This window comes from Streptomyces sp. NPDC006476 (genome assembly GCF_040612015.1).
Lineage (GTDB): Bacteria > Actinomycetota > Actinomycetes > Streptomycetales > Streptomycetaceae > Streptomyces > Streptomyces griseorubiginosus_B.
Map to the genome: position 1 here is coordinate 1 of NZ_JBEXPK010000059.1, position 12,158 is coordinate 12,158.

General features: G+C 67.4%; 12 protein-coding genes and 2 pseudogenes. 6 read left to right on the forward strand and 8 right to left on the reverse strand.

The genetic code is table 11. The features are described 5' to 3' along the window. Positions 1-102: 102 nt before the first annotated feature. Positions 103-612, reverse strand: a pseudogene (locus tag ABZZ74_RS40460) (transposase); the annotation flags it as partial. A 259-nt stretch (positions 613-871) separates the two neighbouring features. On the opposite strand from ABZZ74_RS40460, the gene ABZZ74_RS40465 reads away from it, so the two are divergent. Then, entirely contained in the window at positions 872-1,939 is a 1,068-nt protein-coding gene (locus ABZZ74_RS40465) for a hypothetical protein (RefSeq protein ID WP_356949144.1), read from the forward strand. A gap of 472 nt (positions 1,940-2,411) precedes the next feature. Here ABZZ74_RS40465 and ABZZ74_RS40470 read toward each other — a convergent pair whose 3' ends face one another. After that, complete coding sequence (locus ABZZ74_RS40470; RefSeq protein WP_356949145.1) at positions 2,412-3,002, reverse strand: hypothetical protein; 591 nt, start codon at positions 3,000-3,002, stop codon at positions 2,412-2,414. A 92-nt stretch (positions 3,003-3,094) separates the two neighbouring features. Beyond that, the gene (locus tag ABZZ74_RS40475) at positions 3,095-3,217 is read right to left on the reverse strand and encodes a hypothetical protein (protein WP_356949146.1); all 123 of its coding nucleotides are present in this window, start codon (positions 3,215-3,217) and stop codon (positions 3,095-3,097) included. A gap of 506 nt (positions 3,218-3,723) precedes the next feature. Between ABZZ74_RS40475 and ABZZ74_RS40480 the strand changes: the two genes are divergently transcribed. Further along, entirely contained in the window at positions 3,724-4,071 is a 348-nt protein-coding gene (locus tag ABZZ74_RS40480) for a hypothetical protein (RefSeq protein WP_356949147.1), read from the forward strand. Positions 4,072-5,440: 1,369 nt separating this feature from the next. On the opposite strand, the gene ABZZ74_RS40485 is transcribed toward ABZZ74_RS40480, so the two are convergent. After that, positions 5,441-5,860, reverse strand: a complete 420-nt coding sequence (locus tag ABZZ74_RS40485; RefSeq protein WP_356949148.1) for a nuclear transport factor 2 family protein — start codon at positions 5,858-5,860, stop codon at positions 5,441-5,443. Positions 5,861-6,051: 191 nt separating this feature from the next. Here ABZZ74_RS40485 and ABZZ74_RS40490 point away from each other — a divergent pair. Then, a pseudogene (locus ABZZ74_RS40490) lies at positions 6,052-6,357 on the forward strand (transposase); the annotation flags it as partial. A gap of 8 nt (positions 6,358-6,365) precedes the next feature. On the opposite strand, the gene ABZZ74_RS40495 reads toward ABZZ74_RS40490, so the two are convergent. Beyond that, on the reverse strand, positions 6,366-6,563 hold the full coding sequence (locus tag ABZZ74_RS40495; protein WP_356949149.1) for a hypothetical protein: 198 nt from the start codon (positions 6,561-6,563) through the stop codon (positions 6,366-6,368). Positions 6,564-7,274: 711 nt separating this feature from the next. On the opposite strand from ABZZ74_RS40495, the gene ABZZ74_RS40500 reads away from it, so the two are divergent. Next, entirely contained in the window at positions 7,275-7,544 is a 270-nt protein-coding gene (locus tag ABZZ74_RS40500) for a hypothetical protein (RefSeq protein ID WP_356949150.1), read from the forward strand. A 122-nt stretch (positions 7,545-7,666) separates the two neighbouring features. After that, on the forward strand, positions 7,667-8,176 hold the full coding sequence (locus tag ABZZ74_RS40505) for a hypothetical protein (protein ID WP_356949151.1): 510 nt from the start codon (positions 7,667-7,669) through the stop codon (positions 8,174-8,176). Positions 8,177-8,213: 37 nt separating this feature from the next. Here the strand turns inward: ABZZ74_RS40505 and ABZZ74_RS40510 are convergent, their stop codons facing one another. The 3 genes from ABZZ74_RS40510 to ABZZ74_RS40520 form a co-directional block, all read right to left on the reverse strand. Continuing rightward, the gene (locus ABZZ74_RS40510; protein WP_356949152.1) at positions 8,214-10,361 is read right to left on the reverse strand and encodes an MMPL family transporter; all 2,148 of its coding nucleotides are present in this window, start codon (positions 10,359-10,361) and stop codon (positions 8,214-8,216) included. Between the two features lie 62 nt (positions 10,362-10,423). Beyond that, positions 10,424-10,744: a hypothetical protein gene (locus ABZZ74_RS40515; protein WP_356949153.1), complete on the reverse strand. Its 321-nt coding sequence runs from the start codon at positions 10,742-10,744 to the stop codon at positions 10,424-10,426. A gap of 235 nt (positions 10,745-10,979) precedes the next feature. After that, positions 10,980-11,207: a hypothetical protein gene (locus ABZZ74_RS40520; protein ID WP_356949154.1), complete on the reverse strand. Its 228-nt coding sequence runs from the start codon at positions 11,205-11,207 to the stop codon at positions 10,980-10,982. Between ABZZ74_RS40520 and ABZZ74_RS40525 the strand changes: the two genes are divergently transcribed. After that, the gene (locus ABZZ74_RS40525) at positions 11,206-12,087 is read left to right on the forward strand and encodes an SDR family oxidoreductase (RefSeq protein ID WP_356949155.1); all 882 of its coding nucleotides are present in this window, start codon (positions 11,206-11,208) and stop codon (positions 12,085-12,087) included. The two genes, ABZZ74_RS40520 and ABZZ74_RS40525, sit on opposite strands and share 2 nt — an antisense overlap. Positions 12,088-12,158 lie beyond the last annotated feature (71 nt).

The window sequence follows — 12,158 nt, forward strand, 5'->3', positions numbered from 1 at the left end:
CATGAACGCCGTCCTATCAGGCAGAGGCAGGGAAATCTGCCAGACGCCGACCCTTCAGCCCCACACACCGGAACTAAGCAGCGACACGCTACTAGTGCCGCATCAGGCAACGTTTGCTCTGTTCACGACCTCGCGTAGCCGTTCGTCGGTGGCGTGCTTGTTCCGCGAGATGATGTAGCGGCGGATCATGCTGCCCTGCTCCTTGTGGCTGGCATGGTCGGTGGCGTCGAGAGCGAAGTAGCGCAGGGCCGTGAACTGGGCCTCGATGCGGTTGAGCCAGGAGCTGTTGGTCGGCGTGCAGGCGAACTCGACGTTATTGTCCGCTGCCCAGTCACCCACCAACCCGGGCGTCCTTCTTCGTGGTCAGGTGCGGGGAGAAGTTGTCGAGCACGATCGCGATGCGCATCTCGGGCGGGTAGAGGCTGCGCAGGTAGCGGCAGACTCCAGGAATCGGCTCCGGTTCTTCTTCGGCTTGCTGTGGCCGTAGAGCCTGTCCCGGGCCAGGTCGTAGGCGGCGAACAGGTGGCGGACCCCGTGTGGTCGTGTGTAGGTCGCCCGGCGTCGGGGCCGGCACCCGCGGCTGGGATCCTTGTGCTTCCCACCGCGCACGGCTGATGCGGCACTAGCCTGACTTCACCTTTGGTGAGGATCAGGTCGCGGACAGGCGGCGGCAACATGCCGGGGATCTGGAGGACATGCCATCGGCAGCCGGGGACCAGGCGGTCGAGCGGCCGCCGCACGTAACCGCTCGCTCCCATCCGTTACATGACGGTGCGCCCGGACTCGGTCAGATCGAATCGGGCACGCCGTGGGCGAACGGGCGGGCGATGACTGGCGACGGCGAAGCCCGATGCCCGGGGTGGGCGGTCCGGTGACCACCGTCGGGACCGGCGGCACCGGGTTGCGAAATGGCGAGACCACTGCGTCTGCAGCAAAATGGGGGAAAGGGGGGCAGGGAGGGAGAAAGGGGAAGATCATGATGTCCCCCGGAATCCCCGATCATGACCTGCGTTTCCAACTCCACGTCGCCAAGCACCCGTACGAACGCTCACGGCTTGTAATGGCCGTGTGCTGGTTGGCACTCCTCTACGCCATTGCTCTGGGGGCAGCCGTGAAAGCGGGTGCCATCTCTGTGCTTGTTCTACTCCTCGTCATCGTCGCTGTCGTGGCGGGCCACTGGCTCATCATGCGGTTCTGGAACGCCCGCCTCCTCGGACGCGCGGTTAAGGTGACGCCCGAGAGCTTTCCAGATCTACACGCCGAGATCGTCCACCTTCAGCGAAAACTCGACTATCGCCGACCCATCGACGTCTATGTGGCCGACCAGGTCGAGGGGAAAATAACGATCACCAGCCTGCTGGGGACACGCGTACTGCTCATCGAGGGAGCATTGGCGGCAGATCTCAAAGCAGAAGGCACCGAGCCACTCCGCTTCCTCTTGGGCAACTTCATCGGTTACCTCAAGGCCCGGCACGGGCAACTGGCCCTCTTTGTGATCATTCTAGATTATATGAAGTGGGCTCGGTTCGTCGACCCGTGGATTTTGCCCTACCGGCGCGCCGCCGAGTACACCTGCGACCAGATCGGATATCTGTGTGCTGCAGACCTGGACGCTTCGCTCGGAGTCATTTCTCGGCTCACCGTCGGGAAGGAAATGGCCGGATCGATTTCACCCGCGGGTGTTCTCGAGCAGGCCTTTCGAGTGGCCCGGAGTCGATTGTCGCGCTGTGCGGAGGTGTTCCAGGCTGGTCCGCACATGGTCAATCGCTACGCCAACCTATTGACCTATGCGGCAGAGGTGAAGCCGGTGGAGTTCGAGGGGTACCGGGCCGGTCTGTCTGACAAAGGCCGACAGCTACTTGGCGCACTGATCATGCAGTCACCGCATCACCAAACCGCCACATGGAGTCCCGGCCAGCCGGCCGCCGGCCGAGGCTGACCGGCAGGCGGGTCCGTGCGTACGAAACGATCTTGGAGCCGGTGGCGGGGGGCGCGATACGGCGGGCGGCGGGCATGACGGTCCTTCACGGGCAGGCGACGGCTGAGCAGATGCTCCCCCATCGCCGCCTGGCCCTACCGCGCGAGGAACGGCGTACTGGCGCACGACGGAAGGGTCAGTGTCCGCGGGCGGTTGGGCCGGGACATGCCACGAGCCTCATCCCGAAGGCGCGGGATGAGGCTCGCGTACGGAGCGCCGGGCAGGCCTTGCACCCGCATTTCCCCGCAGGAAGCGGGGCGTCTTTCCCTGGACCACCAACGCACCACCGAACGTGCGGAGTTGGGCGACCAGCTCAAGATCCAGTACAGCGCGATCACCAGACTGTCAGGCCCGCGGATACGGCGCGTCCACGATCTCACCAGCGTACGGGCCAGTTCGCGGGCTTTCATGCCGTCCCGAGCCGGCGTGCTTGTCACAGAGTGTCGCCGGATTCGACGGAGTAGGTAGTGGTGTACTCCTCCACCGGCACGGCCATCGATGCGGCGTACTCGGCGCGCTGCTGCCGGTCGGCTTCGGTGATCTCCGGGTGAAGCGGGGCGCTTTCGGGAGACGGCCACAGCTGGATGAGGTGGCGCTCGCCGTGGTCGCCGATGCCGGGTTCCGGGTCATCGGCTTGGCAGTACAGGCGCATGCGCACCCAGGTGCCGCCGTCCGGGGCGGCCGGGAGCTGAAGGGGCGGCTCCTCGTCGGGCCACGCGTCCAGGATGTCGCCCGACTCCAGGGTCGCGAGGTGGAGGCTGGGCAGGTCGGCGTGCAGGCTGAGTTCCTCGGCCGGCTCCCACCCGCCGTCGGTCTCCTGGGGCGGCGGGGCGTCGTGGAGTTGAATGGTCACGTCAAGGGGGCCGGTGTCGGTGGTGGTCAGGACGACGGCGTTGGCGTCGGTGGCCGGGCCGCAGCGCCAGCCGAAGGACATCTCGGCGGGGTAGTCGTAGTTATCGGTGAAGCCGATGAGGTAGCCGTTCTCGCCGAGTTCGACCGTGAACGAGGACGCGCGGACCAGCATGAGGGGCCTCCTGGAACGGGTAGGGTGCCCCGCCTCCCGCGGTGCAGCGGGAAGCGGGGCACCCTGGCCAGCTTGGCGGGGGTGTAGCTAGATCAGGCGATCACGTAGAACCGGTCGGCGCGCAGCGAGGCGATCTCCTCGGCGTGTTCCTCGACGAGGCGGGCCAGGTCTGCTGGAGCATGCGAGCACCGAACTGGAACACGTCCAGCAGACAAGTGGTGGGGCAGCATGTTCCGCCATGTCTGGCGAACCAGGCAAGTACAATCCGCCGCGAACGCGGTGGTTGCCGTGGGCGCGATCTTCCCGTACGCCATATACGCCGGCACGTACCACCTGCGCCGTCGCCTCAGCCGTCGTCACCGGCGCGGGATGTATGGCCGTGCCATGCGGAAGTTCGAGTACTACAACCTTCGAATAGACGAAGGGCTGGACTCGTTCAAGCGGCACCACCTCGGAAGGAATGAGAGTAACTACGACGAGCACATCCGTGGTAGTTACTGTCCGAGATTCATGTACAGCTGGCCGTCGCAGTGCCGCAGCTGCGGCCATCTGTACGGATGGTTGCCCGGCTCGTACGGGAGGCATGGACGGGTCTACCAAGACCTCTGACGGATGATTTCCGGGGTGGGGGCTCCGCAAGCCCCCACCCACCCGATCTCAGATAGGACGACGACGATTGGCCAGGAAATTCAATCGGCCTCATCGGTACAGGAAGACTCTCGTGGCTGCCATCATAGGCGGACTCCTCGCGCTGACCGCAGCCGCATGCGCCGCCGACCCGACCGACCCCGGCAATGTGGCTCCCGTGCGTCTCCTCAACGACACCTCGGACAGGATCCACGTCTCCTGGTGCCCTGGTGATGACACGCAGTGCAAGGAGCGCCGACAGCTCGGTGATGTGAAGCCCGAAGGACGGGCGGTATACAAGATCTCTTCTTACGAGGTTGTCTTCCGCCTCGAGGCGGAAGACGGTGCGGCGAAATATCTCTGCAAAGACGGTGCGGAAGGTTCGACGATGGAGGTGTCGAAATCCGTTTCCGACCTCAAGTCGGCCTTCAAGAATTGCTGACCCGCAACAATGGAAGGCAGTTCACGGTGGGGGACCGATCCGGATCTTCGGTGGTCATTCCCGCCCGATCCTGGCGAACGAAATGCGTCGATTCGCAGCGCTGCTGATAGCACCCGTCCTCGTGCTCGTGGGGTGAAGCCGCAGCACCGCCGACGTCGCCGCCCAGGGCAGCGGAACCTCCCCCTACGACCAGCCCACCATCGACGCCGTCAACCAGCGCATCATCGCTCTGTGCACAAGGCCGTCAGCAGGCCGTACTGGCCGTATACACCGCCACGACCGGCGCCGCTCTCCCCGACCAGCTCACCCTCGACCCGCAGGACCGGCTGGTCTACTTCACCCCCAACCCCTGACCTGCAGGAAGGCGGACAGCGGCGCCGAATTGTACGGTCCGAAGAGCGCCCGCTACGGAATCGACTGGCGGCGCCCACTACACCTTCCCCAACAGTCCTCCAGCGTGGGCCCAGACCGTGCACGGTCTGCGCCCACGCCCGTGTTCGTTTGTGCGATCGGTCCATGATGCTGGTCTGGTCCGTCTTGAGGTCCAGGTGAACCGCCCCGGGCTCGGTAGAGATCTCATGAGATGAAGGGCCTGGGGGCCGGGAGCGGGTCTGCGCGGCAACTGGGCCTCCGGCACCAACCTGCGCTCGCATGATCAACGACACCTGGACCGGCTCGCCCCCAGCGCCGTGTCCCGCAGCAAGCACGGGGAGCGGGTGCACGTCCAGCGTGATGAGGAGGGGCGGATCGTCGACGTCGGCGGCGAAGGTGACGGTGAGGAGCAGGAACAGTACGGAACCGACACCGCTGTCGAGTCGACCCCTCTCCTCTCTGAGGGACGCCGGCACCATCGACGCGTTCCTGCGCACCCCGGTCTACGGCCCAGAGTCCCTGGCGCAGGATGGAACAGGCCTCGGGTTTGTTTGCGTGGGCGGCAGATGGCATGCCCAGAACCGAGACTTCGCTCGGCATCAAAGCGTCGTCGCGTAGCCGTTCGTAGTCGCAGGCGTGACGGGCCGCACACAGCGACAAGCCCGCCGCCACCGCCACAGTCCTCTGGCTCACGACGTGTTCACCCCCAGCCGGACGGCGGCACGCGGCCCGTACACCGCCACGCACACCCCGTGCCCGGCTCAACAGCCTTAGCCTCACGCTTTCGCGAGTGTGAGGGTCCGAGGCTTGAACAAGTAAGCGAAGAGTGCGTCTGACCTCGGACGATGGGACTTGTCTAGGGGCCTGTTCCTCGTCAGTGAAGCTGCACCCCTCAGGTGAAGAAGAGTATCTGGTCGTATCCGTGCATCCGCGTCGAGGGCGATGGCCGCGGAGTCGGTTCGCGGACCAGTGCCGTCCTGCTAGTCGAGACCATGGGTTACGTCGACGGGGGCAGGTCCCCGAAAGTGTGGGCGAACAGCTTGCTGACCACCTTCCACGTTCCCTCGATACGCGCGAGCTGGAAATAGTCGATGAAGGACAGCGACCCCCAGTAGCCCTCCTCGGCCACCACGGCCGCGGCAGCGTCTCCCGTCTGCTGCACCGAGAGGATGCGCGCCCGATGGCTGCCCGTGTCACCCGGCTCCTTCGCCGCCAGCTCGATGAACTTTGCGATCGGCATGTCGTAGCGGGTACCGGCGACCGAGCCGAACATCCGGGCGTCCGGATGCGAGGCTTCCTTGAGCTTCGCGATGTCGCCCTTCGCCTCGCCGTCGAGGAAGAGCTGCACGACCCCGCGCACCTCGTCGTACTCGCGGACTGCGCCCTCGCCGGCCTGGCTGCCAGGTGCCTGGGTCATGACGCCACCTCTTTGCTTTCCCGGTGCCGCGTCAACAGCGGTTGAGCCGAGCGGTCTGTTACCAGCCTAACCAGCCTCGGGCCTTCACGCAGGGGGCTGTCCGGCACGTGATCGCATCAGCAGAAAGTGCCTCTGAGCAGCGAGATTGAGGATTGCTGAGGTCCTTGTTCCCACCTCGGAGGCACTTTCAGGTGAAGAAGCGTATCGGGGCCTACCCGCGTGTCCGCGTCGAGGGCGGCGGTCGCGGAGTGGTTTCACAGGCCGGGGCGGTGCTGCTGGTCGAGACGATCCGCAAGTCCGGTCTGGATGCGGCTATATCGGCGGCGCTCGTGCCGTGGCGCAAACCGCGAGCGGTGCATGATCCGGGCAAGATCCTGCTTGATGTCGCGCTCGCGATAGCGCTCGGCGGCGACTGCCTGGCAGACGTGGGCATGCTGCGGGCCGAGCCGGCGGTGTTCGGGCCGGTGGCCTCCGATCCGACGGTGTCCCGGCTGATGCCGCCTTCCTACTGGTAGCAGCCAGCGGCACACAGCACGGTGATCATGCCCGCCTCGCCAGCCGCCGTGGAGGTGCTCTGGGTGACGGCCGTGGGAGTCTTGCTGGTCTCCCAGGGCATGGGCGCGGCCACGGCCTGGGGAGCGAGGGCGGTGAAGGCGGCAGTGCTCATGAACACGGCGGCTATCGCGCGCTTGCGCAGACGCATCTGGACTCCTAGAACGATGACGGGCCAGCAAGAAGCAACTTCGCTGTGGTCGACGCTGTTAGGCCACACCGTAGGTGTCGCCTATGAACACCAGCCATCCTTTCGAGCACCGTCGAAACGTTGCCACATCGCGGCCAGTGGGACCCCCTCGAGATGTGACCCGTCGGGCTCGCGGAGCTGATGCCGGTCCTGCCGACCGGCGAGCAGCCGCGGTGTGAGATCAAGCTCGATGGCCATCGCACAGTTCTCTGGCGCCTGGCGGACACGGTGAGCTTGCAGGCGCGGTCGGGGCGGGATGTCACGGCGTCGTGGATGGACATCGCGCTTCCCGGGATGGACTTGCCACGGCCGTACTGGACGGTGAGGCCGTGATCGTCGTGGACGGTGTGATCTCGTTCGCGACGCCGTCGTCGATGGCGCGGCGGCTGTCGGAGGATCATCCGGCGCTGTTCATTGTGTGGGACGTCTTGCAGCTGCCGACGGATGTGCGCGGGCGCCTGTACACGGTGCGATGCTGCTGGACGTTCTCGCTGGTCTGCCGTCGCCGACGGCGCTTCAGGCCGTGTCGGCGACAGACGATCCAGAGGTGGCGCGGGCCTGGTAAAACTCGCTTCAGCCGACGGGGTCGATGGCGTCGTAGCGAAGCTGGCTTCGTCGCCGTACCGGGCGGGGCGGTCCTCGTCCCGGAAGAAGGTCCGGCACGCGGACACCGTGGATACCGAGGTCGTCGGCTTCACCGGGCCGCCGTCCAGGCCGCGGGCGTTGGCGGTGCGTCTCCCGGACGGCCGGACGGCGCTGTCCCAGCGCCTGGGCGCGCCCCTGGCAGCGCAGGCTGCCGTGTACCTGACGGGAGCGCCGAAGGGCGGGCGAGCTGGGCCGACGGCGGGTGACGCGTACGTGGCAGTTGAGCTGGGCCTGACCGTCAAGGTCCTGGCGGCTACGACGCGACACGCGGTCGTGACAGTTACGCGCCTGCGCTGACCAACCCCTGCCGTCCTCACGGCGGGCATTAATCCGGCAGTACTGCTGTTCCACCAATGGACGCCTGCCACAGCAGCCCCGACCGGCGTCTCCAAGGAACAGGCGAGAACGGAACGGGCGGCATGAGCGACACACAGACCGGCAACCTCATACGGGCCGCCGCACCGACTCTGGACAGTGATCTGCTCGAACGGGCACGCCGGCACCGGCGGCACACCCTGGAACTGCTGACCGTCTGCGCCGTCGCTCTCGTCCCCTGGACCGTGCTGCTGGCGGCGACGCTGCCCTCCGGATACCAGGTCCATCACTGGCGTGTCACCTGGGTGGGGTTCGACGTCCTGCTCGTGGTCGCGATGGCGTCCACCGCGCTTCTCGGGCGGCTGCGGCACCGCGCCGTCATCGTGGCGGCGCTCGCAACGGCCCTGCTGTTGATCTGCGACGCGTGGTTCGATGTGTCTCTCGCCTTCGGTACCCCGGAGATCTGGCTGTCGGCGGCACTGGCCGTGTTCGCCGAACTGCCTCTGGCCTTCTACCTGATCCGCCGGGTGACGGGGATGATCTCATTGGTGCAGTGGCCCTCCGCCAAGGCCGAGGCGTGCAGTGACGAGCAGGCCACCGACCGGGACACCTGAAGGATCCGCGGCACGGCGGCCGTCTGCTCCGCCGGGGTCAGCTTGTGCGCCGCTGCGCCGCGGGCGTCACCGACTCCGGGTACGCATACGACGGCGCCACCCGCAGCAGGCGGGCCGCCCAGCCGGGCAGATACCAGTTCCACGGGCCGAACAGCGAGACGAGCGACGGAACCAGCAACATCCGCACGATGGTCGCATCCAGGAGGATGCCGATGCCAAGGCCCGTCGCCAGCGTCTTCAGATCGGTGCCGGGGCCGGAGGCGAGCGCAGCGAAGGCGAGGAAGAGGATCAGTGCGGCGCTGGTGACCAGCCGGCCGGTGCGCCCGAGGCCCTCGATCACGGCGGCGTCGGTGGAGCGGCCGGTGTCGTACTCCTCTCGGATGCGGGAGAGGATGAACACCTCGTAGTCCATGGATAGTCCGTACAGGAACGCGAAAACCATCAGCGGGATCCAAAAGGTGATCGCGCCGGTGGCCGCGATGCCGAAGATCGCGTCGGAACCGTGCCCGTCCTGCCAGAAGATCACCATCAGGCCGAGGGTCGCCGCAAGGGAGAGCAGGTTCAGCAGGACAGCTTTGAGCGGCAGCAGCAGGGAGCGGAAGGCGCGCACCAGCAGGACGTACGTCAGCAGCGCGATGATGGTGAGCATCAGCGGGAAGTTGCCGTAGACGGCATGCATGAAGTCGATCTGTGCCGCGCCGATGCCGGCAACGCCGAGGACGCCGGGCAGGCCGTCCGCGGCAGTCTTGACCCGTTTGACCACGCCGACGCTCTTGGAGTTCACGGTCTCGTGGTCGGGGATGACGACGATGATGCTCCGCCCGGCGCGGTTGCCGGCCGGTCCGGACGGCACGAACACGCTGCTGACACCGTCGATGCCGGCGAACTTGGCCGCGGCTGTGCGGGCCCGGTCGGTCCGGACCAGGACCTCCATGGGGGTCAGGGCGCCAGTTGGCACACCGCCCCGCTCCAGGGTCTGCAGGGTCTCGTAGGCCGGGCCGCTCTTGGCCAGTGACTCGGACGAGGCGAGACCGATCTTGATGCCGAGGAAGACTCCGGCGAGTGCGAAGAGTGCGGCCAGCGCGGTGGCGGCGGCGATCCAGCGGCGTCGTACCACAGCAGTGGTCCACCGGCTCCAGAAGCGGCTGGCCCGGTTCTCGTGCCGGATCTTGGGCCAGTCGACCCTCGGTCCGATGCCGCCCAGGATCGCCGGGGTGAGCGTGAGCGTCGTCAGCACGCTCGCCAGCGGGATGAGGGCTCCGCCGTAGCCCATGCTCCGCATGAACGGGACCGGCAGGACCACCAGCGCCAGCAGACCGATCGCGACGGTGACGCCGCTGAACAGCACGGCGTGCCCGGCGCGTTCCATCGCGACGACGACCGCGTCGTGATTGTCCCGGCCGTGGTCACGCTCCTCGCGCCAGCGTGTGACGAACAGCAGCGAGTAGTCGATCGCCACACCCAGGCCGATCAGGGCGACCAGGAACTGCACGATGAACGACACATCAGTCGCATAGGTGATCGGCAACAGCATCACAAAGGTCGCGAGGATCGACACCGCGGCCACCACCAGCGGCAGCAGGGCCAAGAAGGATGCGAACACGAAGGCGAGTACGGCCAGAGCGCCGACGGCGCCGAGAAGTGTCTCCCCGAGGACGCCCGGCCCACCCCCGTTGTTGCCACCGGAGGCCAGGACGTCCTCCCCCGTCACGCCGACCGCAGACCCCGCCGGCACGGCGTGCTGCGCCGCCGACCGGATCGGATCGGTGAGCAGCTTCTGGCTGGGTGACGGGTTGAAGCGGTAGAACACCAGGGCGTAGGCCGTGCGGTCGTCCTTCGTCCGGAACGCCTTGTCCCCGGTGTTCGCCTCGTCGATCACCCGTAGGCCCGGGACGGCTGTGCCGGCGGCTGCGAACGCCCGCCCGACGTCCTGCTCGTGCCCGGTGACCGTCTGCCCCGCGGGGAATGTGACCGAGACCAGATAGGGGTTCGTGTCACCACCGCTACCGAAGGCGCGCTCGATGCGGTGGGCCGTCACCGTGCCGGGCTGACCGGGCAGGGAGAAGTCGATCGTCAGCCGGTTCGTCGTCCGGCCGGCCAGGAGGATGCCGGCGACGAGCACCAGTCCCCAGAACCCCACTACCGCCTTGCGATGCCTCAGAACGAACTCGGCCCACCGCCGCATGCTCGGGCCCTCCCCAGGTTGTAGGTTGCGGGAGTGTAGCGCTATGCACCCTTCCTTCACTATCAGGTAAATCGATAACTTTTGATGTGATCCAGTGCCGTGTCGCCCAGGGCCCATCGGGGACGACTGCCGTTCTCCGGCCAGTGCGGCTCGGGCTCAACGACCAGGTCCAGACGGTCGGTGCAGTCGGCGCACTTCCGGGACTTCACCCACATGCCCGGGTGGTTGCGGTGCTCGCTCGTGACCTCCCAGGCGAGATGCGCCCACTCGGGTTCCCCGTCGACCTGGTCGCGGGAGGCGATGGCCTCGCGCCGCCCGTCGCCGCACATCTCCGCGAAGCGCATGCCCGGCCAGCAGGTGCCGCACTTCACGGCGTGCGTCACCGTAGCCGCCCCACAACAGCCGCTTCGTCACCCCACGACAGCAACCAACGCCCTGTCCACAAACCGCTACCAGGACACCCAACGCCACGATTCCGCTGACGACCACCCACTGCCACCCCACCGCCCACTCACATGAGCAACTGTCGATGCGCAGCGCGACGGCTCGCCTTCAGGCCACCTACCGCCCACAAGACGTCCGGTCCGCCCCGGTCAGGTCAGGTCAGGTCAGGTCAGGTCAGGTCACCGGGCCCGTGGTCGGTGGTACGGGATCGTAGGCATCCCTCTCGGTGAGGTCGCGCAGGCGCCGCGATGCGGCAGTGAGCATCTCCCGGTGGCTGTTGTACAGGGCGTTGACGCCGAAGCGGAGCAGGTCGGGCGCGCGCATGTCCGCGATGACACCGCTCTCCGCGAGGGCGACAGCGAGACCGCGGGCGTGGGCGTGGCGGAGGGTGGAGAACTGCATGCACGTCTTTGTCACGGGTGGCACCGGTCTGGTCGGTTCCGCCGTCGTCGCCGAACTGCTCGGCAACGGCCACAGCGTCCTCGCGCTCGCCCGTTCCGACGCCTCCGCGCTGGCCGCCGAGGCGGCCGGCGCCGAGCCTCTCCGGGGAGCTCTCGCCGATCTGGACGTCCTTCGCTCCGGCGCCGCTCAGGCCGACGGGGTGATCCACCTGGCATTCGCCAACGATTTCAGCAGCCCCGACGCCGTCGCCAAGGCGGTCGCCGAGGAGAGTGCCGCCCTCGCGACCCTCGGCGAGGAACTCGTCGGCAGCGACCGGCCCTTGGTCACCTGCTCGGGTACGCCCCTTGTGCCGGGCCGTGCCTCCACCGAGGCCGACCCGCTGCCGACCGACGGGCCGGTCGGTGGTCGCGGCCGCGCCGTCACGGCGGTCCTGGGCCTGGCCTCGCGCGGGGTCCGGACCACGGCCGTACGCCTGCCGCGCACGGTCCACGACCAGAGCACGGGCGGGTTCGCCGGCTTACTGACCGACATAGCACGCCGGACCGGAGTGTCCGGCTACCCAGGCGACGGCACACAGCGCTGGCCGGCCGTGCACGCGCTCGACGCGGCAGTCCTCTTCCGGCTCGCGCTGGAACAGGCGGAAGCCGGCACCTCCTGGCACGCCGTGGGCGACGAGGGAGACCAGGTGCGTGACATCGCCGCGGTCATCGGCCGACGGCTGGGCCTGCTGGTCGAGTCGGTGCCGTCGCAGACGTACGGCCCTCTCGGCACGATCTTCGCGAACGACCAGCCCTCGTCCAGCGCCCGCACCCGGCAGACCCTCGGCTGGGAGCCGAAGCACCTCAGCCTCCTGGAGGACCTGGAGAACATCCAGCCCTGAGCAGCGACCGGAAGGCGCTTAGGGCGCTCGCGCCGACAGCGGCAGACCCTCACCCCCCACCCGCTCGGCAT